This is a genomic window from Arthrobacter sp. MYb224 (genome assembly GCF_002975455.1).
Classification (GTDB): Bacteria; Actinomycetota; Actinomycetes; order Actinomycetales; family Micrococcaceae; genus Glutamicibacter.
Map to the genome: position 1 here is coordinate 576,619 of NZ_PCPU01000001.1, position 22,649 is coordinate 599,267.

A 22,649-nucleotide genomic window follows, 5' to 3' on the forward strand; every position below is an offset into this window, starting at 1 on the left:
CCATTAGCCGATCTGGGTGATTTCAGGGCCGCGTTCCGGACGGGTGATTTCCGGCTCGGGTGTCTCGACGCGGGTACTGGCATTGCTCGGTACGTTCAATGGAAGTAGCTCAGCCGGCGGCAGTGGCTTATCGCCGCGGTTGATCACGACGCTACGCAGCAGTTCGTCAACGATCTGGGTAGCTTCCTCATCGGCGATTGCGGCACCGCCAACGACCGCGCGCAGGAACCAACGCGGCCCGTCGACGCCCACGAAACGCAGCGCGACGTGTCCGGCACGGCCATCAGGCAGCTGCTGCGGAACCTTGGCGAGAAGCTCTTCGCCATATTCTCCTTCGCGGGTGAAGATCTCACCCTTCTGCCCATGGATATCGCCGGTAATTTTTTCACGGATACCGGGCCATAGGGATGCCGACTTCGAAGAAGCGAAAGCCATCAGTTGGACGCGCGATTCGGCGATCTCCAGCGAAACCGCCACAACCCGCTGATTCGCCTGTTCGATATCCATGCGCACCTTCATGCCAGGGATCGGCTTGACGAGAATCGAACCGAAGTCGAGGTAGCTATCGGTTTCGGGCACGTCGCTGATGTCGAATGGGCCGCTGGTAGGGGTGGGCTCCGGAGTGCTTTCCTCGACGGTTGGCTCTTCGACCGGCTGCTCTACCGACTTCTTACGCTTGAAAAACATGATGTCCTTAAAGTTTTGCGCTCTTACACCAAGGGTACTTAGTTAGCGTTGAATCCGCCTGTTGAACCAAAACCACCGGTACCGCGAGCCGTGTCGTCGAGGGACTCGACCTGCTCAAAATGGGCTAGTTCGACTTTTTGGATAACCAGCTGTGCAATACGATCGCCACGACGTACTTCAAAGTCGTTGGAGTTGTCCGTGTTCAACAGTGTGACCATGATCTCGCCACGGTATCCGGCATCAACAGTACCCGGTGCGTTGACGACGGTAATACCGTGCTTCGCGGCCAGACCACTTCGCGGGTGAACGAGGCCGACATATCCGTGCGGGAGTGCCAAGGCGAGCCCGGTAGGGATCAATGCGCGTTCCCCCGGCTTGAGCACTACGTCACCCCGGGCATGCAGATCAGCACCTGCATCGGACGGGTGGGCGTAGCTGGGGGCCGGGAGCTGCGGATCGAGCATCTTGATTTTGACTGAAATCGTGGGCTCATTCATGAGTTTTTCTAATCTCCCGGTAAATCGATTGGTCGTTTTCTACCTGTCCAACTCTATCGCGCGCCGCCAAAGGGTTGCGCCAGTGAATCCGAGCGGTTATTCAACTCCGAAAAATTGCCTAAACTGGTTGGTATGAGTACTCCCAGCCCAGAGGCTTCAAATGTTCTATTCCGTGAAAAGCTATGGCCTTCGGTCGGCACATGGATTTGGCCTTTACTAATCGCGATCACCGCAGGCGTAGCGGTCGCCCCGATCAGTATCCCTTGGGGTATCGCAATCGGACTCATTGTCCTGGTCGGCATCGCGGTGATCTTCTTGCTTAAGGTCCCTACCCTGGAAGTCACCGAAGAAAGTCTCACCGTGGGCCGCGCTACCATTGAGCGAAAATTCGTCGGCGAGGCCATCGGCTATCGCGGCGAAGAAGCATTCAAGCAGCGTGGCCAGAAGCTGCATGGACTAGCATTCATGAACTTGCGCGGCTGGCTCGATGCGGTAGTTCGCATGGAAGTCACCGATCCGCGCGATGAGACCCCTTATTGGATCACTTCCACGCGCCGCCCCGAAGAGCTCACCGCGGCTCTGGGCGGTGTGATGTATGAATTCACCGAGGAGGCTCAGCGTGATTCCTCAGAACAGGAAGCCAAAGAGGCTATCCAGTTCCGCGCTCCGGAATCTACCGAAGAACAGGGCTAGCCCTTAGCCCCGAAAGTCTGTTTCTTGCATCGAGTGTTGGGGCTTAGCCCTCGCACTCGGTGCAATATTTTTGCCCTTGATCTTCGCGGGCAAGCTGGGAACGGTGGCGCACCATGAAGCACGAGGCACAGGTGAATTCGTCGGCTTGCTCCGGAATGATATCCACATTTGCTTCGTCTTGGCCGGCTTCTCCCCCGGGCAAAACATAGGCTTCGGCAAGCTCAGCTTCGCTTTCATCGACCAGGTTCGCGGACGCGGCGGTGCCCAATTTTTTCGCTGCGGCCAGCTGCTCGGCGCGGGACTGGTCTTGGCTGGTCTCACGTGAGGCAACATTTTCATTGGCCATGATCGTATTTCACTCTTTTCCGCTGGCGATAATCTCGATACTTGGCACTTGTTGGTAAACACCAGTACCGGCCTAAAAGTATAACGTTGAACTGCGCCGAACATTCCCGCCAGTGACACATCAGCCACAAAGTGATATGAACTTGCGAGTATTCTTGCGCCACACCCGGGGCGGTAATAGGAAATCAGGGTCATAGGTGGCAGAGTTTTACTCAGGAAATAGACCGTGTGGAGGGTAGTAATGCGTCAGCTGAGACTGGTAGGAATTCATGAAAATGGTTCCAGCCTGCAGGTCAGCAGCGACGATGGGATGAGCTTTGAGCTTTCCGTCGACGATGCGCTGCGCAGTGCAATGGCCGAAATCGCCCGAGCTCGGGCGCCGCGAAACCGCGATGAGTCTTCGGTTCATTCGCCGCGTGAGATCCAGGCACGAGTACGTGCTGGAGCTTCCGCTTACGATCTGTCCTTGGAATGGAATGTTCCGGTTGAACAGATCGTCAAGTATGAAGGCCCAGTGTTAGCAGAACGTGAGCACATCGCTGAATTGGCTCGTCGGGTAGAGGTTTCCGGGCCTCAAACCGATGCCGAGTACCGCGAGATTTTCGGCGAAGAACCGGCGGACCTTGGTTCAATGGTGACGCATCGTTTGCACCAGCTCAATATCGACGCCGAACACGCACGCTGGAACTCTTGGAAGGATCCTGAGGGCCAGTGGATCGTAACGGTGGAGTTTGATTCTCCGCTGCCATCTGAAAACGTTGAGTCGCTGGACAACGGTTCGGCGGACGGCAAGGAAAATGTCGCCAAGTGGGCTTTCACCCCGGCGCGCAAGTCCTTGAAGAACCTAAATCGTTGGGCGCAAACGTTAAGCGAGCAGCAGGCACCAGAGTATTTTCGTCCCATCGCAGCCGTAGGCCAGGCCGAGCAGCCGGCCGCACCAAGTGCCAGCGCAGACAATAACGATTCCGAGGAATTGGTCAGCCTGCTCAATTCCCGTCGTGGCCAGCGTGCCCCGGAGGATCCTGCGAAGGATGACCGGTTGAACGAGATCATTGAACGCAGCATGAGCAAGTATGAGAACGACGATGAGGAGTCATTCCCCCATCTGTCACAAGGCATCTCATCTCGGACTTCGCAGTTGATGGTAGTCACGGACAAGGAAGATTCCAACGACGCAAGTCAGGAACCCGAACTTTCCGCCGAGGATTCCTCCCCGCGCAAGCCGAAGCGTTCTTCGGTTCCAAGCTGGGATGACATCATGTTTGGAAAGCGCAAGAAGGACACCGACTCCTAAACGAGCCGCTTCCGCGCAAAACTAGAGGCACTGCACAAATGTTTTCAACTTTGTGCAGTGCCTCTTGTTTTACCGGTCTGAAAGCGACTTATCCGCGAATTACTTGGTGTGATGCGTAAATAGCGGAACGAATCGCTCGCCGGCGGTCAGCGAGCCATGCTGGCCAATCATGTCAAAGGCCATCGGAGCCACCCGCCGACCATCGTAGAAAGCGATTGCTTCGGCGGCCATGATGATCAAATCACCCATGCGAGCGGCATGGGCTTCAGAGATATCGCCGAAGTACCCCAGATCGATCGCTTCCTCGCGGCTGAGCACCCAGGCCTTCGAGCCGTAAGCACGTCGCCATGCTTCGCGTACCTGGTGGCGTTGCGCGTCGCTGGTCTTCGCGGCAAAAGATAAATGCACGCCGCGCGGTTCCCCGCTGGTGAGCTCGACTCCCTCGATGAGTTCTGGTTCGAGGCTGAAATCGATGCGCTGTGATTCAGGGACATCGACCATTCCGTGGTCACCGGTGATCAGCACGGTGGTCTCCTCCGGCAATCGGGAGACCAGCGATTTGATGACGTAGTCAATTTCCTCGAGGGTGTCGCGCCATTGGCTGGAATCCACACCGAATTTGTGGCCGACTTTATCTAGTTCATTAAAGTAGGTGTACACCAGTGCGTTGCGGTGGCTGGCAAAAATTTCTTGAGTGGCCCGGGCGCGTGCGGTAATTTGTTTGGCCGCCACAAATTTCGGCCCGCGCAAGGCGGCGCGGGTCAATGCAGAATTCGCAAAGAGGGGCAATGAAACCGAAGCCACATGGATGCCGTGTTCATGGACTCGCTCAAATACCGTGGGAACGGTCTGCCAGGATTCTGGCTTCAGATCCGCGGGCCAGCCGCCAAGTTGGTTAACTACTCGCCGACGCTCGGGATCGATCACGTCATAGCCGAGCATGCCATGCTCGCCAGGTGCCACACCTGTGGCCAGGCTGGTCAGGCTCGTCGCAGTCGTCGAAGGAAAACCGGTGCCCAGCTTCTGTGCTCGCTCAAAGAGCGAACGTAGGAATGGGGCGTGCGCCGCATGGGATTTGAACTGATTCCAACCCAACCCATCAACCATGATCAGGCTGACCCGTTTAGTGGCTTTTAGCCCCAGCGGATTGCGGTAGCCGGGAACGCCGAGTGCGTGGGCGGCGGAAGGGAGAATTTCCGACAGTGTCGTTTTCCCGTAGGCAGGGGCCGCAGGCAGCGCCTGAGGCGGCGTTGGCAACGCGGGATCGCTCAAAATTTGGCTCATACGCAATCAGATAGTTTCTTGTCGCAAACGCACCGCGAACTCGCGTGCCTTGTTGACCGCGCGCTGCCCGTCGGCCTCGGCGCTGACCCGAATCACCAAGTCCTCGGGTTGCGCGGTTCCGTTCAGCCCATGATCTGCATCGCACTGCGGATCGGTGCAGGGAGCAGGGGCGAGGTCGATTCGGCTCGTCCCGTTCCATGACATGCCGAAGGTCAGCTCACGCACCTCATCGCCTGTGCGGTAATGCTGTGGCTGGTGATAGACATAATTGGTAGCGACCGAGGCGATACGTCGCAAGGAGATCATTTCGGTCGAGACCTGAGCCACGACATTATTGCCGTGGTCATCGAGCTGCTGATCGTCTACGTGGATGATGAACAAGACATTTTCGCTGAGCACCAAAACCGTGATGTGGCGGTGAACTTCGGTGTGGTCGAAGTGCGTCTCCAGATGAACGTAGTGGTCAAGCACCGGTTGGGACATCATTGCCTCGGCTAAGACGTCCTGCACCATCTGCGGGTAGAAGCCGGCCCTGACCAGGTCGTGCTGCAATTCAGCACCAGCGGTAGTGGAATACGTTGGTGAGTTCATAACCTAATTCTACCGAGTGCAACGGACCAAATCATCCAAGCCACCCCTCAGCTCAACTTCGCAGGGCCCGCCGCACGCTATCGGTACGCTGTTCGGTATTGCCGATCTTCATGCTGACCCCCAGGACACTCAGCGAATCCTGAGCCACGCTAATCGGCGCAAAGTTCATAATCGTCACCGCTGGGTGATGATCCTTGAGCATCGAGACGCGCGTGATGAAGTCTTTCAGGGATTCCAGGTCCACCGCCGGCAGACCCTGATAGCCACGGAGCCGAACGCTGCTGCGCGGGCGTCGAATCAGGTTGTCGAGGTCTTCTGTGGTCAGTGGCGCCACCCCGTGGGCCCAATCGTCGAGCAGGTTCACCGGATCGCCGCTCAGTCCAAAGGAGATCACCGGCCCGAGCAACGGGTCTTCCACCGCCTTGATCACGCAGGCTTGACCTGCCGGTGCCATGGATTGCACTTCGAGCGAGGTCACGTCGTACGAGGCCATGAGCGAACTCATATGATTGAAGTTTGCCTCTAGGCTCTGCGCATCTGGAATGTTCAATCGAACGCCGCCCAGATCGAGGCGTTGGCGCATATCCGGATCGTTGGCTTTCAGCGCGACCGGCCAACCGAGCCGGTTGGCGGCATCCAGGGCTTGCTCGGCGGACTTGACCACCGTCGAATCGAATACCTTGATGCCATAGTAGCCAAGGAGTTTACTGGACTGTTCGTGGTTCAGCTCTTTCAGTTCGGTACCGACGATGTCGCCGACCAGCTGCTCAAGATACTCATGCGCGCCGGCAACATCCACATCTGTGGGTTCCGGCAGGGCTTGAAACGGGACGTTCATCCACTGGCTGTAGCCGTAGGCTTTGGACAGCGCGCCAACGGCCTCGCTAGGCGAGGTAAACACCGGAATGCCTTGATGCACACCCTCACGGAATTTCGGATCCGTGATGCCTGGCATGAGGGCAATGACGGGCTTGTCCTGCCCCTTGAATTCGGTCAGCACCTTGATCACCGATTGAGCGTTTATCCCGATGGCCGGAAGATGCGCCACGATCACCGAGTGCACTTGCGGATCTTGCACAAGTTCGGTCACCCGCGCACGCAATTTCGAGATCGATCGTGATTCTCCGAGCGAGTAATCCAATTCTTCACCCTGCGCGGTGGCGAACAGGTTGCGTCCCACCGTGACATCACAGACGATTTCGGCCAGGGCCAAAGAATTCGAGAGCACCGCTACCTGCGGTCCGGCAGGGGCCGGAAATACCGAGAGCAGCGAGGCGACATCCATGAGCTCCTCGATGGATCTCACCCGGATCACCCCGGATTGCCGCAACATCGCATTCAACGCCGCCGGAGGGGCTTCGCCCAAGCGCACCGAGTGTCCCGGTGGTATCCGTCGGCCCATCAGGTCGGATTTGGCCACGATCACCGGTTTGCTGCGTGCCAGGCGACGGGCGATGCGGGAGAACTTACGTGGATTGCCGAAGGATTCCAAATGCATCGCCACAACGCCGGTGCGCTTGTCATCCTCGAAATATTGCATCGCGTCATTGCCGGACACATCTGCGCGCAGCCCGGCTGAGATGGCGCTGCTTTGGCCTACCGCGCGTTGCATCGCTGCGCCTTGCAAAACAATGCCCATGGCTGCCGACTGGCTGAACAGGCCTACCGGTCCTGCCTGCGGCAATTCGCTTGCCAGCGAGGCATTGAGGCGGATCTGCGGATCGGTATTGAGTACCCCTAAGGACGCTGGGCCGATGACGCGCATGCCATTTGCCCTGGCCAGCGCCACCAGCTTGCGTTGGGCCACTAGGCCGTCGGCGGTCTCGTAGCCCGCGGTCATGAGAATCAGGCTTTTGACTCCGTGCGCGCCACAGTCCTGGATGGTTTCCAGAACCCGTTCTCGTGGCACGCAAATAATTGCCAAGTCCACCGGGCCGGGGACCTCGGTAATATTTCCATAGCTCGGCAGCCCGCCGACCTCGAAGGCCTGCTCGTTGACGGCATAGACGGTGCCGGTAAATCCCCCTTCGACGAGCCGGTCCAGCACGTCGTGGCCAATGCTCCCCCAGGCGCGGCTGGCACCGATAACCGCTACGGCGGACGGTGCTAGCACCCCGGCAACGCTGCTCGCTTCGGCCCGGTGTTCTCGCGCTTCGGTGACTTCTTTTGATTTCTCGGTGGGGCTGATGGGGAATTCCAGCATGATCACCCCATCCTCGAAGTGCCGGGCCACCGCATAGCCGGCATCCGAGAATACGGTGAGCATCTTGCGGTTCTCCGGCAGGATTTCGGCGGTGAATTTGACTATGTCGTTTTCTCGCCCGGCGGCGGCAAGGTGCTCGAGCAGGATTGAACCGATTCCGGTGCCTTGGTATTCGTCCGAGACGTTGAACGCGACCTCGGCTTCCGTTGGATCGTCCAGCCGGTCATAGCGGCCTACCCCGATGATCTTCGAACCGCGCAGCACGGTGAAGGCCACCCGGTTGCGATGGTCGACATTGGTGAACCGTTCGAGCTCTTTAGGAGTCAGCGACGACTTGTACGTAAAATAGCGTAGGTAAACCGAAGTTTCAGATTGCTGTTTGTGCATATCTTGCAAGGCTTGAGCATCTTGGGGCGTAATTGGCCGAAGATGCGCGGTCGTGCCGTCGCGAAGAACAACATCTGCTTCCCAGTGGGCTGGATATGCCGCTGAAAGTTTACGATCCACCATAGGCTTAGAATAGTCGCGCTTTCGCGTTTGCGCCCAGCTGCAACACGAAATCCGACATTTTAGGCCGTGAAGCAGCAGATGAAGGGCGAAGGCAGAGTAATGGCTCGCAAAAAAACTCCCGAGATTCCCGAGGATTTCGTCGAGAACATCGTCGATATCGATGTCACCAGCGAAATGGAATCCTCCTTCTTGGAGTACGCCTACTCGGTGATCTATTCGCGTGCGCTACCGGATGCCCGAGACGGCCTGAAGCCGGTGCAGCGACGCATCCTCTTCCAGATGGCCCAAATGGGCCTGCGCCCGGAGAAGGGCCACGTGAAGTCGGCTCGCGTGGTCGGCGAAGTCATGGGTAAGCTCCACCCGCACGGGGACACGGCGATCTACGATGCGATGGTGCGTCTGGCGCAGAGCTTCTCGCTGCGCCTGCCGCTGATCGATGGCCACGGCAACTTCGGTTCGCTCGATGACGGACCGGCCGCCCCGCGTTACACCGAGGCCCGGCTCGCCGCCTCCGCGGTGGCGATGACCGCAAACCTCGACGAAGACGTGGTGGACTTCGTCCCCAACTATGACAACCAGTTCATGCAGCCCGAGGTGCTGCCTGCGGCGTTCCCCAATCTGCTGGTCAACGGCACCACCGGTATCGCGGTGGGCATGGCCACGAATATGGCACCGCACAATCTCAACGAGGTAGTCGCCGCGGCGCAGCACTTGATCGCGAATCCGGATGCACCGGTCGAAGAACTCATGAAGTTCGTTCCGGGTCCGGATCTGCCCTCCGGCGGCACGATTGTGGGACTTGACGGCGTCAAGGACGCCTACCGCTCCGGCCGCGGCGCATTCCGCACCCGCGCCACCGTGAGCCTGGAAAAGATCTCGGCTCGCAAGTCCGCGCTGGTGGTCACCGAGCTGCCCTACACGGTAGGGCCCGAAAAAGTCATCGAGAAGATCAAGGACGGCGTCAACAACAAGAAGATCGTTGGTGTCTCTGATGTCGTTGACCTCACCGACCGCCACCATGGTCTGAAGCTTGTGATCGAGCTTAAGAACGGCTTCAACCCGAACGCCGTGCTGGCCGCGCTGTACAAGTACACCCCGATGGAAGACTCCTTCGGGATCAACAATGTGACCCTGGTGGAGGGCCAGCCGCGCACCTTGGGACTGCGCGAACTGCTGACCGTCTATGTGGAGCACCGCATCGATGTGGTCCGCCGGCGGACCGCGCACCGTCTGGCCAAGCGCGAAGACCGGTTGCACCTGGTCGAAGGGCTGCTGATCGCGATTCTCGACATCGATGACGTCATCGCAATCATCCGTTCCTCCGAGCAGACCGCCGAAGCCCGCGAACGGCTGATGACGGTCTTCGATCTCAGCGAACCGCAGGCAAGCCACATTCTGGAACTGCGCCTGCGCCAGTTGACCAAGTACTCGCGGATCGAGTTGGAGGCCGAAGCCGAGCAGCTGCGCGCCGAAATCGCCGAGCTGCGCGAAATCCTGGGCGACGATCAGAAGCTGCATGCCTTGGTTTCCGCGGAGCTCGGCCAGATGGCGGAGACCTTCGGCACGCCGCGGCGCACCAAGTTGAACAAGTCCTCCGCCCTCGAACCGCTGAAGGGCACCGCGCTGCCCGAAGAGGTAGGCACCGGAAAAACAGCGAAGCTGGCCCTGGAAGTCTCCGATTCGCCCTGCTTCGTGCTGCTCTCGGCCACCGGGCAGATCGCCCGCACCCATGACCGGAGCCCGCTGGACTTTTCCTCCGCACGCATCAAGCACGATGTGCTCTCCTCCCAGGTCCCCTCGACCGCCCGCGGGGAGATCGGCGCGCTGACAACCACCGGACGGATGATCCGCATTTCGTTGATCGACGTGCCGGTGCTGCCCGAAACTCATGGCTTCCCGCAGCTGGCCAATGGCGTCCCGGTCGGCGAATTCCTGAAGCTTGAAAAGGGCGAACGCGTGGTGGCGTTGCTGCCGCTGGACCGGGTCTTCGCCCTGGGCACGCAAAATGGCGTAGTCAAACGCGTCACCCCCGATTATCCGTTGAACCGCGAAGAGTTCGAGGTGATCACCTTGAAGGACGGCGATGTCGTTGTTTCCGCCGCGCCGGCCGAGGACTCCGATGAGCTGGTCTTCCTGACTCGCCAGGCCCAGTTATTGCGATTCCCCGCCACCGCCGTGCGCTCGCAGGGGCGGACCGCCTCGGGCATGGCCGGCATCAAGCTGGCCGGAGAGGACAGGGTCATTCATTTCGGCGTGGTGGGCCAGGCCAATGAGGACGCGGTCGTGGCGACCATAGCTTCCGGATCGCAGACCCTTCCGGGGACCTCGGGCCAGTCGGTGAAGCTCAGTTCCTTCAGCGAGTTCCCCGTGAAGGGACGCGCGACGGCCGGTGTGCGGGCACACCGCTTCGCCAAGGGCGAGGACTACCTGGCGCTGGGCTACGCCGGTTACGGGCCGGCCCGCGCCAGTTCGGCCGCCGGGGTGGTGCGCGCCTTGCCAACCGAATTCGCCAAGCGTGACGGTTCCGGCGCCCCGCTGGCGCAGACGATCAACATTCTCGGCGGTTCCCTGCCGGGCCAAGCACCTGCCGGTGCGGTGGCCGGCAGTGAGCCGAGCGCGCCTGCGCCACAGCAGAGCGACGCCGCCCCGGCCGCCAAGCCCCGGGTGAAACCAGAGCTGCATCCAGGAGAGGACACCTTGCCGTTCTCCGATGGCGGTGTGCTGCTCTAAACGGGCGGCTGCTTCTAGCTGGTGGGTGTGAGGGTTCGGTCTAAGCAGATCGAACCCTCACACATTTCGGCCAGCTTCGTCTCGTGGGTGATCAGCACGACGGTCCGTCCGGCGAGCGCAGCACGCAGCGTGCGGATTAGTTCGGCGCTTTCATCAACGCCTAGGTGTGCGGTCGGTTCATCGAGCAGGATCACCTGCTGCCCGCCGACCAGGGCTCGGGCGACCGCAAGTTTGCAGCGTTGCCCGCCGGAGAGCCGGTGCCCGCCGCTGCCGATCCGTGTATCGAGCCCGGCAGGTTGTGCCGCGTACCAGCCGGCGAGCCCCACCCGGTGCAGGATCCCGATGAGCGCTTCGTCGGACGCCGGCGCCGCGCTGTTGGCTGCCAGGTTCAGGTTCCGTCGAAGAGTGGAATCGAATAGGTGCGCCTCTTGCGGGCACCATGCCACCGAGTCCATCGCCCCTTGCTCCAGGGCACGGTAGTTGCCGTGCTCATCGATGCTTTCCAGGCGTCCCCCGCTCGCGGGCAGGGCGCCGAGCAAGGCGGTGAGCAGCGTGGATTTGCCCGAGCCTGAGGCTCCGGTCAGCGCGGTCCACTCTCCGGGGCGAATCTGCGCGTCCAGGTTGCTGATCACCGGGGTTCCGGGCACGTAGCCCAGTTCCAGCCCGGCCAGCCGGTAGCCGTGGACCGTGTAGCCAGGTTTCGGTGCGGTTGCGCCTGGTCCCGCAGTGCGTTGCTCCCCTACCCCGCGGCCGGCGAGCTGATCGGTCAGCTCGTGCAAGGCTCGCCCCTGCTGGATCGCGCCCAGCGCGCTAGCTGCCGGTTCTGCCAGGGACAAGGCCAGCAGCACGGCGAGGGCCGTGAACGATGCGCTGCTTTGCGAGAGGGACACCAACGCCGTGGCAAGCAGCACCGTGGTCAACGCGGCCAGCGCCGGGGCGGTGCCTTGGCCATAGGCATGGCGGCGAGCCCGGGCGGTATTCCGGCTTTCGGACCGGGCTAGCTTCTGCAGTACCGGGCCGAGGCTGCCGTAGGCGCGCAGTGCTTCCTTAGTGCGCAGAATCGATAGCACCAATTGGTTCAGCTGCAAGCGATGGCTCAGCGCCAGGGCCAGATGCCGCCCTTCGACTTGCTTCACCAGCCAGCGCGCCGGGAAGGCCAGGAAGAGCCCGGCGCCAAGCGCCGCGTAGCCGAATTCTGGCTGGATCTGGAAAAGCGCCGCAGTGGCCAGGGCCCACACGATCAGTGCTTGCAAGGGTGGGAAGAGCACTCGGGCGAGGGAGTCGCGTAATTCGTCGACTTCGGCGAGCAAATACCGCAGCACCACCGAGGAGCGGCTCATCATGCCCCAGCGTGCCGGGTTGGCGACCATGGCGTTCCACAGCTTTTCACGCAGGGCCCCGGCATAGCCGAGCACCGCGTCGTGGATGGCGAGCTGTTCCAGATACCTGAATACCGCGCGCCCGATGCCCAAGGTGCGCACCATGACAAAGGCGACGGTGAGGTGCAGGATCGCCGGCTGGTAGCTGGCTTCGACGATGAGCCAACCGCTGAGCCCGGCGAGCGCAACGGCGCACAGGATGGAGAGCACCCCGTAGCACAGCGCCTTGCGGGCTGCCGGATAGTTGCTCATGACTTCCCTGCGTGGGTTCCACCGGGGCTTGTCCTCTGGTTTCCCCTGGGGCGCGGCCCCGCCGCGCATCGGCACCGGGGATACCGCGTGCAGGTGATTGGGCGCTGGCTGGCGGGCGCTCAGCGCGGGACCGGTTTCGGTGATGAGCGGGTCGTGGCTGGCCACCAGCATGGCGCAATCTTCAGGTAGTTCGGCCAGCAGCCGGCGGACCGTGTCCGCGTTCTGTTCGTCTAGATGGGCCGTGGGCTCATCGGCCAGCAGCAGCCGGCAGCTGGGCACCGAGTGCAGCCGCAATAGCGCGCGCAGCACCTCGAGCCTGCGTAGTTCCCCTGGCGAGTACTCCGCTATGGCACGTGGCAACATGGCGCTTAGGTTCAGTTCGGCAGCTAGCCTTTCGGCCAGCTCCTTGGGCGCGCCTGGCGCGTCTTGTGCGATTTGCTCGGTTCCCGTCTGGGCGTTGAACTGCGGGTGCTGGCTGATGCATGCCAATTCACCGGCCACAAAGATCTCGCCGCTCACCAGCTCGGCGGCGAACTCATTGCTGCTGGTTTGCGCCTCGGCGATGAGCTTGAGCAGACTGGTTTTTCCGCTACCGCTGGCGGTGCTCAGCACCTGGCGGTCTCCGGCGCGCAGGTCCATATTAAAATCGCTATAGATCGGTTCCTGCCCCCGGTATCTAAGCGCCAGCTTTCGCACTTCGAGCACATTGGCCTTGTGCCTCGGGCCGGTTGGGGCGCGCAGCGGGCTGGCGGGAGTGCCTTGTATTTGTTTGCTGTAGCGTTCGTAGGCGGCGAGCCCGTCATCGGCCGCGTGGTAGGCCGAACCGACCTCACGCAAGGCGATGAACAGTTCGGGCGCGAGAATCAAGATGGTCAGCCCGGTGCCCAGATCCATGTTTCCGCCAACGAGTCGAACACCGATGAGTACGGCGAGCACGGCAACCGAGAGCGTTGAGATCAGTTCCAGCCAGAAACTGGACATGAAAACGGTCCGCAGGTTCTGCATGGTCGCGGTCCGGTAGCGTTCGCTCACCTTTGCGATGGCGTGCCCTTGGTGCCGGGCACGCCCCAGTCCGAGCAGCGCCGGCAGCCCCTGGGCGAGTTCGTAGAGTTGGTTGGCTAGGGCGTCGAGCTTGGCTTGCGACTGCTCGATGGTGTCTTGGGTGTGCATCCCGATGAGCGCCATGAATACCGGGATCAGCGGAATCGTCAGCAGCAGCACCAGGGCGCTGAGCCAATCGATCCGCAAGATGTAGATCCCCAGAAGCAGCGGCACAACCGTGGCGCCGATCAGCGCGGGAATGAATTTGGTGAAGTAGTCATCGAGCTTTTCGATGCCATGGCTTGCCAACGTCGAGGTCTCCGCCAGCGACAGGTCATTTTGCTGATCTGCAACGATCCCCGGGCGCGAAGCGGCGGATTCGATCAGGTTTGCGCGCATCCGCTCTTTCGCTCCGGCCCCCATACGCCGGGAGCCGGCGTTGAGTCCCCAGACTCCCGCTGTGCGCAATGCCGCCCCGCCCAGCGCCAACCAGAGCAGCAGCTGCTGGTGCGGCTGCCCGACGGACATCTGGGCGATCCACGTGGCCAACGTGTAGGCCACGAGGATTAGCCCGCTGGTTTTGAGCACCGAGAAGGCCGCCAACAGGGCAACCTGTCGGCGGGGCAGCAGGTCACGAGGCAAAAAGCGGGGCGCAGGCATGAGCGGTTCCTTTCGAACTGGCTAAACTACTTCACGACCGAGGTCACCAGGTGATCCTCCGGGATATGCTTTTCGCTGATGCGTTTGCGAAATACCCAGTAGCTCCAGGACTGGTACGCGAGCACCAGGGGCACGCCGAAGGCGGCCACGATGCTCATCAGCTTCAGGGTGTAGGGCGAGCTCGACGCGTTGTCGATGGTCAAATCAAAGGCTGCGTCAAGGGTCGAGGGAAGCACCACCGGGAAGGCTGCGACGAAGATCGCCGCCACCGCGGCCAAGAGCGTGATGCCCAGGGCTATGAAGGAGCGAGCTTCATGTCCCGACCGTGCGCTCATCCATGCGCCGCACACCGCGATCAGGGCCAGCCCAAGGAGTCCCCAGGCAATTGCCGAGCGCTGCCCGAGCAGGACGACCAGCGACCACAGCAGCAATGGGGCGATGCACAGCGGGAGCCAACGGACAAAGAGCCTGCCCGAACGTGCACGGATTGGCCCGTCGGTCTTCAGCCGCAGGAAGGCAATCGAGTGGATCCAGCTAAAGGCCACCACCGCTACACCGCCGAGTATTGCCGACCAGGTAAGCCAGGCGAAGGGCCCGCCGACCCGGTCGCCATTTTCGTTCAGCGGCAGGCCGAGGGTGGTCAGGGCGAGCATTGCACCGACCCCGAAAGCCGCAACAAGGGAACCCCAGCCCAGGGCTAGATCCCACAGTCCGCGAGTTCTCCTGCTTTCGGCTTTTCCGCGGTACTCGATGGCTACCGCACGGAAGATCAGTGCCACCAGCACGAGCGTCAGCGGGAGGTACAGCGCGGAAAACAGTGACGCATACCAGTAAGGGAAGGCCGCGAAGGTTGCCCCAGCGGCGGTCAGCAGCCAGACCTCGTTTCCGTCCCAGACCGGGCCGATGGTGTTGAGCAGCACGCGCTTGTGCTTTTCGCCGCCGCGGCCCAGACCGATCTGCATTCCGATGCCAAGGTCGAAACCTTCCAGAAACAGATAGCCGGTCCAGAGCACGGCGATGAGGATAAACCAGAGAGTAGGAAGCCAATCCATTGCTATCGCCTGTCTAATATGCGAAGGCGAGTACGTCGCCCTCGTCGTCGCTAGGGTCCTTGTCCGAAGGCTGCTCGTTATCCAGCAGTTCGGGCATGGCCGATCCGGTGCCTCCCCGGATGTATCGGGTGAGCAGCACCAGTTCCACCACCAGCAACACCCCATAAACCAAGGTCAGCGTGATCAATGAGAAGAGCATTTCTCCGGCGCTCACGGTGGGAGAAACCGAGGCGGCGGTGTACATGAACACTTGGTCCACTCCGCCCATCTGAGGGTTCGGCGCCACGGTGAATGGCTGTCTGCCCATTTCGGTGAAGATCCAGCCTGCCGAGTTCGCGCCGAAGGGCGCTGCAATGCTGAGCAGAGCTAGCCGTGAAAGCCATTTGCTGTAGGGCACCGTCCCCTTGCGGGTGAGCCACAGCGCCAGGGCTGCAGCGACCGCCGAAAGCCCGCCGAGGGTAATCATCAGCCGGAATCCCCAGTACGTTACTTCCATCACCGGAAGGTAGCTGATCTCTTCGCCTGCGTACTGCCCGAAGGCCGGGTCATCTGGGTAGTGGCTTCCGTACTTTTCCTGATATTCGGGAATCAGCGTGTTCACGCCCTTGACGGGAGTCTCAAAATCGCCGTTGGCGAGGTAGGACAAAAGCCCCGGCAGTTCGAAGACCGCAACGACGTCGTCACAAGTGGTCGCCCCTTCGGTGCTCACGTTACCGAGGGTGAGCACCGAAAAGCCGGTTCCGTCATGGCATGCTGCTTCGGCGGCTGCCATCTTCATGGGCTGCTGCTCGAACATGAGCTTTGCTTGTTCATGGCCGGACAGCGCGACCCCGGCGAAGGAGACCACGGCGATCACTGCGCCGATGCGCAATGAAGTGATCCAGACTTTGTGATCCTTTCGATCTCGCACCCGGCCCTTAGCCGGGTCCTCACCGACGACGACTCGTCCATTGGCATCAACGCTGTCGATGCCTTCCTTGCGGCGGCGGTAGAGGTGGAACCAGGAGATTCCCAGCAGGAAGCCCCCGGCGACCGCGAATGCACCAAAAATTGTGTGCGGGAAGGTCACCAGTGCGGTGTTGTTGGTGAATACCGCCCAGGCATCGGTCATCACCGCGCGCCCGTCGATGAGCTCTGTGCCTACCGGATGCTGCATCCAGGAGTTGGCAACCAGAATGAAGTAGGCCGAAAGGATCGCCGCCAGTGAGGCGCACCAGATTGTGGCTAGGTGGATCCGCGGAGGTAGTTTCTTCCATCCAAAGATCCACAATCCGAGGAAGGTCGACTCGACGAAGAAGGCGAGCAAGGCCTCCATGGCCAGGGGTGCGCCGAAGACATCGCCCACGTATCGGCTGTATTCGCTCCACGCCATTCCAAATTGGAACTCCTGGACGATGCCCGTAGCTACCCCCATGATGAAGTTAATGAGGAAGAGCTTGCCCCAGAACTTCGTCATGCGCAACCAGTGTTCGTTGCCGGTTCGGTGCCAAACCGTCTGCATCACGGCAACGGTCAGCCCGAGGCCAATGGTAAGCGGCACCATCAGGAAGTGGTACACGGTGGTAATACCGAATTGCCACCGGGCAATCTCTAATACATCCATGGATTCCTCAACTGTCACGAGAAGTCGATACTTCATTTTCTACATGTCGTAGAAAATGACCGTATTGCCAGAATAGACCAATTTCGACAGCCTGTAGAACTCGCGGCCCGTCGGAAGCGCAACAGTTTCCCGGGGATGCAAAAACCAAGATTCCTAGCATTGACACAGATTGAACTTTCTGAAACAAAAAACCCCAAGTCAACTCGAAGCAGCGCCACCACTTGACCGGCCCAAGGTGGTTATCCGCAAACCCAGTCATCACTCGATATTTTTACGCCACGTAGAAATATCGGAGAAACGCCTATATAATGAAGTTTCCAAGCAGAATGCTTTCCCCCACTATGGAGGTTGGCAGCACTGCATCAGCACTAAAGCAAGTGAGGTAAGACCTGGTGGCCAGCCTTGGCGATCTGGAACGCTCCGTCATGGACCTGCTGTGGGATTCTGCAGAACCGCTTACCGCTAACGATCTTCGTGATGCCCTAGCGGCACTCGGTACTGATGCAAAAGAACTCGCAGTTACCACGGTACTAACCGTGTTGGCACGACTGGAGAAGAAGGGACTTGTGGCGCGGGAACGCTCCACTCGTCCACATCGTTACACCGCGTCCTCGTCTCGCGAGGACCATACTGTTGGACTGCTAAACGACGCTTTGGGCACCGCTCAAGATCGCGAAGCCGTCCTCGCCCGATTTATCGGAGGAATCTCGGCTGATGAAGCAGTCTCCCTGCGTGCTATCTTGGATTCTGTAAAGACTGTCTGAGTAACATGAACTTCGGGGACTGAGTGCTTCTCACCTCATATTTCCTAGCGGCGTTGGCTATCGTCTTGGCGTGGCCGACGCCGTTGGCATTGTCTAAAGCAAAATGGACCGCGCGTGCCCCGGTGGCGGCGGTATTGCTCTGGCAAGCGATCGCTCTGGGCGGTGGCCTGTCCATGATTGGCTCAATGCTTGTCTGGGGGCTGACCCCGCTCGGCAACGACCTCATCTCCGCGCTGCATGCAGGTTGGCTTCTGGTCACCGGCGATACCAGCGTTCAGTACCCCGGCGTCGTTCACCTATTTGCGCTCAGTACGGCGTTGCTCTTCGCTTTTCATCTGGTGCTCACCCTGGTGAGAGCTTCGTGGCGCACCACCCTGCAAAGAGCCCGGCACCGCCAGCTCTTGCGATTGTTGAGCAACCCCTCGCAGACCCGGCCCAATACGCTCGTGCTCGATCATGACCTTCCGGTGGCCTATTGCGTTCCGGGCTTCAACGGATCGGTCACGGTGCTGTCAAAGGGCCTGCTGACCCAGCTCTCGGCCGAGGAACAACGCGCCGTCATCTCGCACGAGAATTCACATCTCGACCAGCGACACGATCTGCTGATTCTTGCCTTTACCGCCTGGAACGAAGCATTACCCTGGCTGCCTACCTCGCGTTTGGCACTGGATGCGGTGCGGCAACTAATCGAGATGCTCGCCGATGACAAAGCACTCGAGGTAGTGGCCCGACCGGTTCTGCTTCGCGCCATAGTGAGCGTGGCTTCCTCTATTGCCTCGGTTGGGGCACCCAAGAATGCCTCAAGCGCCGCCACCGGCGAAGTCGTAGGGATGCCCGGAGGTGAAGTTTCCTCGCGGCGGCTGCAACGCCTGTTGTCACCGGTAGCGCCGCTGAATCGATTGCAGAATTTTGTGGTTCTTTCCTGCACGGTGCTGCTCTTGGTATGCCCCACGGTCTTGCTCATCGCCCCGCGTTTGCTGTCCTGGTAACTAGCCAACGCAGGCGGGCGCATGACAGCGCTCAAGCTACGACAAAGCCCTCCCGGGCTTGCGATTAGGCAGGCATCCCGGGAGGGCCATCTCGTGCATAAATATCAAGGCCGACTACATGTCGATGCGGTCCCGTTCAAGGTTCTCGGCGCCGGCAATGATGAAGTTCTTGCGCGGAGCGACGTCCGAGCCCATCAGCAAGTCGAAGACTTCCTCGGCCGCCTGAGCGTGTTCAATGCCCACGCGCCGAAGCATCCGATGCTGCGGATCCATGGTCGTCTCGGCCAACTGGTCAGCGTCCATCTCGCCAAGTCCCTTGTACCGTTGGATCGGTTCCTTATAGCGTTTACCTTCGGCTTCAATCTTGGCCAGCAGGGCAGACATCTCGGCCTCGGAATAAGTGTAAATTACCTCGTTCGCCTTCGACCCCGGGTTGATCACCTCAATACGATGCAATGGCGGAACTGCTGCATAGACGCGGCCGTGCTCGATCATGGGCCGCATGTACCGATAGAACAGCGTCAACAGCAGCGTTCGAATATGCGCCCCATCAACGTCGGCATCCGTCATCAAGATGATCTTGCCGTATCTGGCCTGCTCGATATCGAAGCTTCGCCCCGATCCGGCGCCAATCACCTGAATCATGGCAGCACATTCCACGTTCGAGAGCATGTCCGAAATGGAGGCCTTCTGCACGTTGAGGATCTTGCCTCGAATTGGCAGTAGCGCCTGGAACTCGCTGGAACGCGCCACACGCGCAGTACCCAATGCGCTGTCACCCTCGACGATGAAGAGTTCAGAACGCCCGACTTCTTTGCTCCGGCAATCAAGCAGCTTGGTTGGAAGCGAGGAAGACTCGAGCGCGGTTTTGCGACGCTGAGTTTCCTTATGCATCCGAGCCGAAACCCTGGACTTCATTTCATTGACGACTTTTTCAAGAAGCGTCGACGCTTCGGCCTTTTCATTGCGCTTGGTGGATGCCAGGCGCTCGTTCAGCGCCTTTTCGACAACCTTCGTGACAATCTGCCGGACCTGCGAAGTACCAAGAATTTCCTTGGTCTGTCCTTCGAATTGGGGCTCGGCAAGGCGCACCGTGAGCACTGCGGTCAGCCCGGCCATCACATCGTCTTTCTCAATTTTGTCTTTTTGACCAAATTTGAGTTTGCGAGCATTGGCGTCGACATTCTTGCGGAAAGACTTCAGCAGTGCCTGCTCGAAGCCGGAAATATGCGTTCCGCCCTTAGGCGTGGCAATGATATTCACGAAGCTTTGGATGGTGGTGTCATATCCAATCCCCCAACGCAACGCGACGTCGACCTCGCACACGCGCTGAACGTCTTCGATATGGCTCCGCCCGTTCTCGTCGATTACCGGAACCTTCTCGTGGAATGAACCACTGCCATGGACGCGCCACACGTCGGTGACCGACGAATCGCTGCTCAGGTACTCGACGAACTCGCTAATGCCGCCGTCGTGCTGGAAGACCTCCTCATAGGGTCCTTCGGCTCCCGCGGTTCCGGCCAGCGCACGTTCGTCGCGCAAGGTGATCCGCAGTCCAGGAACTAGGAAAGAGGTCTGGCGGGCGCGATTCTGGAGTTCTTCATATGAGAATTTTGCGTCCGACGTGAAGATATGGTCATCTGCCCAGTAACGGATACGGGTACCGGTCACCCCGCGCTTTGCTTTGCCGATGATTTCCGGAACGGTTGCTTTTTCATGAGCGGCGAAGGGGGCATCGGCTTTGGGCCGGCCACGATCAGCGAATTTGCCTGGCTCACCACGGCGGAACTGCATCGAATAGGTTTTGCCGCCGCGATCAACTTCGACGTCTAGTCGAGCAGAAAGAGCGTTGACCACCGAAGCGCCTACCCCGTGCAAGCCGCCGGAAGCCCCATAGGAGCCGCCGCCGAATTTACCGCCGGCATGTAGTTTGGTGAAGACGACTTCCATGCCGCTCAGACCGGTCTTCGGCTCGATGTCAACGGGAATGCCACGCCCATCATCATGCACCTCGACCGAACCATCGGCATGCAAGATGACATTGATGGATTGCCCGAAACCGCCTAGCGCCTCGTCGACGGAGTTATCAATGATCTCCCACAGGCAGTGCATCAAGCCACGAGAATCGGTTGACCCGATGTACATGCCAGGCCGCTTGCGTACCGCTTCGAGCCCCTCAAGAACGGAGAGATGACGTGCATTGTAATTATCGGCTGAGGCCACGGGGCTGCAATCTCCTACTGACGCGGGAAAAGAATGAACTAGATATCATTCTACTCGTTTATGTGTTCGAACTTGGTGCTATCGCCCGGACGGTAATTCTCCCGAGTCGTCATCGAAAGTTCTCCACAAACGCTACGCGGTGAGCGAAAGCACCTCGATTTGGGGATAAAGTCAAGGCCAAAGCTGGTTGTATAGATTGAACATCGATTTAAGGAGGCTGGCAATGACTACTACTACCACTAGTCGTGAACTAAATGCCCTCGACCGGTGCGACCGATGCGGCGCACAGGCTTATGTACGGGCTGTGCTGGCTTCGAACAGCGGAGAATTACTCTTCTGTGCCCACCACGCACGCTCCGTGGAACCCAAGCTGCGCCCAATCACTTCGGTCTGGCAGGACGAGTCGGCACGACTTTACGAAAAGCCAAAGGTCGACATCAACGACTAAACAACTAGGACCTAGGTCCTATTCAACAGAAGGGTGATCCAGCCGATGCTGGATCGCCCTTCTTGTTTTAAGCGCTTCCTCCCCGCGCTACAGCTTAAAAAGAAATGCGGTCGCAGTATCCTCCATTGGGATATTGCGACCGCATGACGTCAAAATTTAGTCTAGGTAGTCACGCAGAACCTGTGAACGCGATGGGTGGCGCAGCTTCGACATGGTCTTCGACTCGATCTGACGAATACGCTCACGGGTGACACCGTAAACCTTGCCGATTTCGTCTAAGGTCTTCGGCTGACCGTCGGTCAGGCCAAAGCGCATAGCTACAACGCCTGCTTCACGTTCGGACAGGGTGTCCAGAACCGAGTGCAGCTGTTCCTGCAACAAGGTGAAGGAAACCGCATCGGCCGGAACGACCGCTTCGGAGTCTTCGATCAAGTCACCGAATTCAGAGTCGCCATCTTCACCCAGCGGGGTGTGTAGCGAGATTGGTTCGCGACCGTATTTCTGAACTTCAACAACCTTTTCAGGGGTCATGTCCAGTTCCTTGGCCAACTCTTCTGGAGTCGGTTCGCGGCCCAGATCCTGAAGCATCTGTCGCTGTACACGCGCCAGCTTATTGATGACTTCAACCATGTGGACCGGGATACGAATGGTACGTGCCTGGTCGGCCATGGCGCGGGTAATGGCCTGGCGGATCCACCAGGTCGCGTAGGTGGAGAACTTGAATCCCTTGGTGTAGTCGAACTTCTCGACCGCACGGATCAGACCCAGGTTACCTTCCTGAATCAAGTCCAAGAAGAGCATCCCACGCCCGGTGTAGCGCTTTGCCAGCGAAACAACGAGACGAAGGTTCGCCTCAAGTAGGTGATTCTTTGCGATCTTGCCGTCGTGGATGATCTGCTCGTAGTCCCAGCGCAAGCGCTGATCGATTGAGCCGTCATCTTTGGAAAGCTTATCGGTAGCGAAAAGCCCTGCTTCGATACGCAGAGCCAAGTCGACTTCCTGCTCTGCGTTCAGCAGCGCGACCTTACCGATCTGCTTCAGGTAGTCCTTGACCGGGTCGGCGGTTGCACCTGCAACCATGACCTGCTGCTGCGGAGCATCATCATCGGCGGAAGACAAGGTGAATCCCTTGGATTCCTCTTCCGGCTTTGCCGAGCCGTCCTTGGCGCCAGCTGCGTCAGTGGCACCCGACTCAGCATCGTCTTCGGACTCTTCAGAACCCTGCTCGACGTCCGACTCCTCGGAAGTTGCAGTCTTCTTTGCGCGAGGCTTAGCCTTCGCACGGGTAGCGCGCTTTTTCGCGACAGGAGTTTCTGCCGTTTCCTCGGCCTCTGCGGCCTCAGCCTCAGTAACCTTACGATTAGCGTTCGTCTCAGAAGATGACACGAATAACCTTTCTAACGA

At 59.7% G+C, this 22,649-nt stretch carries 17 protein-coding genes; 6 read left to right on the forward strand and 11 right to left on the reverse strand.

The genetic code is table 11. The features are described from left to right. Nucleotides 1–3: 3 nt before the first annotated feature. Complete coding sequence (locus CQ017_RS02805; protein WP_105552389.1) at nt 4–687, reverse strand: DUF3710 domain-containing protein; 684 nt, start codon at nt 685–687, stop codon at nt 4–6. Between the two features lie 38 nt (nt 688–725). Next, a complete protein-coding gene (gene dut / locus CQ017_RS02810) occupies nt 726–1,184 on the reverse strand; it encodes a dUTP diphosphatase (RefSeq protein ID WP_105552390.1) in 459 nt (152 codons plus the stop codon). Between the two features lie 132 nt (nt 1,185–1,316). Here dut and CQ017_RS02815 point away from each other — a divergent pair, with 132 nt between their 5' ends. Further along, nucleotides 1,317–1,877, forward strand: coding sequence for a DUF3093 domain-containing protein (locus CQ017_RS02815; RefSeq protein WP_105552391.1), 561 nt, complete (start codon nt 1,317–1,319; stop codon nt 1,875–1,877). Between the two features lie 43 nt (nt 1,878–1,920). Here CQ017_RS02815 and CQ017_RS02820 read toward each other — a convergent pair whose 3' ends face one another. Continuing rightward, nucleotides 1,921–2,223, reverse strand: a complete 303-nt coding sequence (locus CQ017_RS02820) for a DUF4193 family protein (RefSeq protein ID WP_105552392.1) — start codon at nt 2,221–2,223, stop codon at nt 1,921–1,923. A 240-nt stretch (nt 2,224–2,463) separates the two neighbouring features. On the opposite strand from CQ017_RS02820, the gene sepH reads away from it, so the two are divergent. Beyond that, nucleotides 2,464–3,516 (forward strand): septation protein SepH, encoded by a 1,053-nt coding sequence (sepH, locus tag CQ017_RS02825; RefSeq protein ID WP_105552393.1) that lies wholly within the window; start codon nt 2,464–2,466, stop codon nt 3,514–3,516. Nucleotides 3,517–3,615: 99 nt separating this feature from the next. Here sepH and CQ017_RS02830 read toward each other — a convergent pair whose 3' ends face one another. The 3 genes from CQ017_RS02830 to CQ017_RS02840 are packed head-to-tail and all read right to left on the reverse strand — an operon-like array spanning nt 3,616 to nt 8,104. Beyond that, nucleotides 3,616–4,800, reverse strand: coding sequence for an alkaline phosphatase family protein (locus tag CQ017_RS02830; RefSeq protein WP_105552394.1), 1,185 nt, complete (start codon nt 4,798–4,800; stop codon nt 3,616–3,618). 6 nt (nt 4,801–4,806) lie between these two features. After that, nucleotides 4,807–5,391 carry a DUF5998 family protein gene (locus CQ017_RS02835; RefSeq protein WP_105552395.1) on the reverse strand — a complete coding sequence of 195 codons (585 nt, stop codon included), beginning with the start codon at nt 5,389–5,391 and terminating at the stop codon, nt 4,807–4,809. Between the two features lie 52 nt (nt 5,392–5,443). After that, complete coding sequence (locus tag CQ017_RS02840) at nt 5,444–8,104, reverse strand: GNAT family N-acetyltransferase (RefSeq protein WP_105552396.1); 2,661 nt, start codon at nt 8,102–8,104, stop codon at nt 5,444–5,446. 99 nt (nt 8,105–8,203) lie between these two features. Between CQ017_RS02840 and CQ017_RS02845 the strand changes: the two genes are divergently transcribed. Continuing rightward, entirely contained in the window at nt 8,204–10,834 is a 2,631-nt protein-coding gene (locus CQ017_RS02845; RefSeq protein WP_105552397.1) for a DNA topoisomerase (ATP-hydrolyzing) subunit A, read from the forward strand. Between the two features lie 14 nt (nt 10,835–10,848). Here CQ017_RS02845 and cydC read toward each other — a convergent pair whose 3' ends face one another. From cydC to CQ017_RS02860, 3 genes are read right to left on the reverse strand one after another with little or no spacing between them, the layout of a single operon-like run. After that, nucleotides 10,849–14,166 (reverse strand): thiol reductant ABC exporter subunit CydC, encoded by a 3,318-nt coding sequence (gene cydC, locus CQ017_RS02850; protein ID WP_105552398.1) that lies wholly within the window; start codon nt 14,164–14,166, stop codon nt 10,849–10,851. Between the two features lie 26 nt (nt 14,167–14,192). Next, entirely contained in the window at nt 14,193–15,218 is a 1,026-nt protein-coding gene (gene cydB / locus CQ017_RS02855) for a cytochrome d ubiquinol oxidase subunit II (RefSeq protein ID WP_105552399.1), read from the reverse strand. A 13-nt stretch (nt 15,219–15,231) separates the two neighbouring features. Beyond that, entirely contained in the window at nt 15,232–16,821 is a 1,590-nt protein-coding gene (locus CQ017_RS02860) for a cytochrome ubiquinol oxidase subunit I (RefSeq protein WP_105552400.1), read from the reverse strand. Nucleotides 16,822–17,213: 392 nt separating this feature from the next. On the opposite strand from CQ017_RS02860, the gene CQ017_RS02865 reads away from it, so the two are divergent. Both CQ017_RS02865 and CQ017_RS02870 read left to right on the forward strand, forming a co-directional pair. Further along, nucleotides 17,214–17,585, forward strand: a complete 372-nt coding sequence (locus CQ017_RS02865; RefSeq protein ID WP_096286417.1) for a BlaI/MecI/CopY family transcriptional regulator — start codon at nt 17,214–17,216, stop codon at nt 17,583–17,585. 23 nt (nt 17,586–17,608) lie between these two features. Continuing rightward, on the forward strand, nt 17,609–18,574 hold the full coding sequence (locus tag CQ017_RS02870; protein WP_105552401.1) for a M56 family metallopeptidase: 966 nt from the start codon (nt 17,609–17,611) through the stop codon (nt 18,572–18,574). Nucleotides 18,575–18,688: 114 nt separating this feature from the next. On the opposite strand, the gene CQ017_RS02875 is transcribed toward CQ017_RS02870, so the two are convergent. Continuing rightward, nucleotides 18,689–20,797, reverse strand: coding sequence for a type IIA DNA topoisomerase subunit B (locus CQ017_RS02875; protein ID WP_105552402.1), 2,109 nt, complete (start codon nt 20,795–20,797; stop codon nt 18,689–18,691). A gap of 223 nt (nt 20,798–21,020) precedes the next feature. Here CQ017_RS02875 and CQ017_RS02880 point away from each other — a divergent pair, with 223 nt between their 5' ends. Further along, nucleotides 21,021–21,245: a hypothetical protein gene (locus tag CQ017_RS02880; RefSeq protein ID WP_096286423.1), complete on the forward strand. Its 225-nt coding sequence runs from the start codon at nt 21,021–21,023 to the stop codon at nt 21,243–21,245. 156 nt (nt 21,246–21,401) lie between these two features. Here the strand turns inward: CQ017_RS02880 and CQ017_RS02885 are convergent, their stop codons facing one another. Then, nucleotides 21,402–22,631, reverse strand: coding sequence for an RNA polymerase sigma factor (locus CQ017_RS02885; protein WP_105552403.1), 1,230 nt, complete (start codon nt 22,629–22,631; stop codon nt 21,402–21,404). Nucleotides 22,632–22,649: the final 18 nt, after the last annotated feature.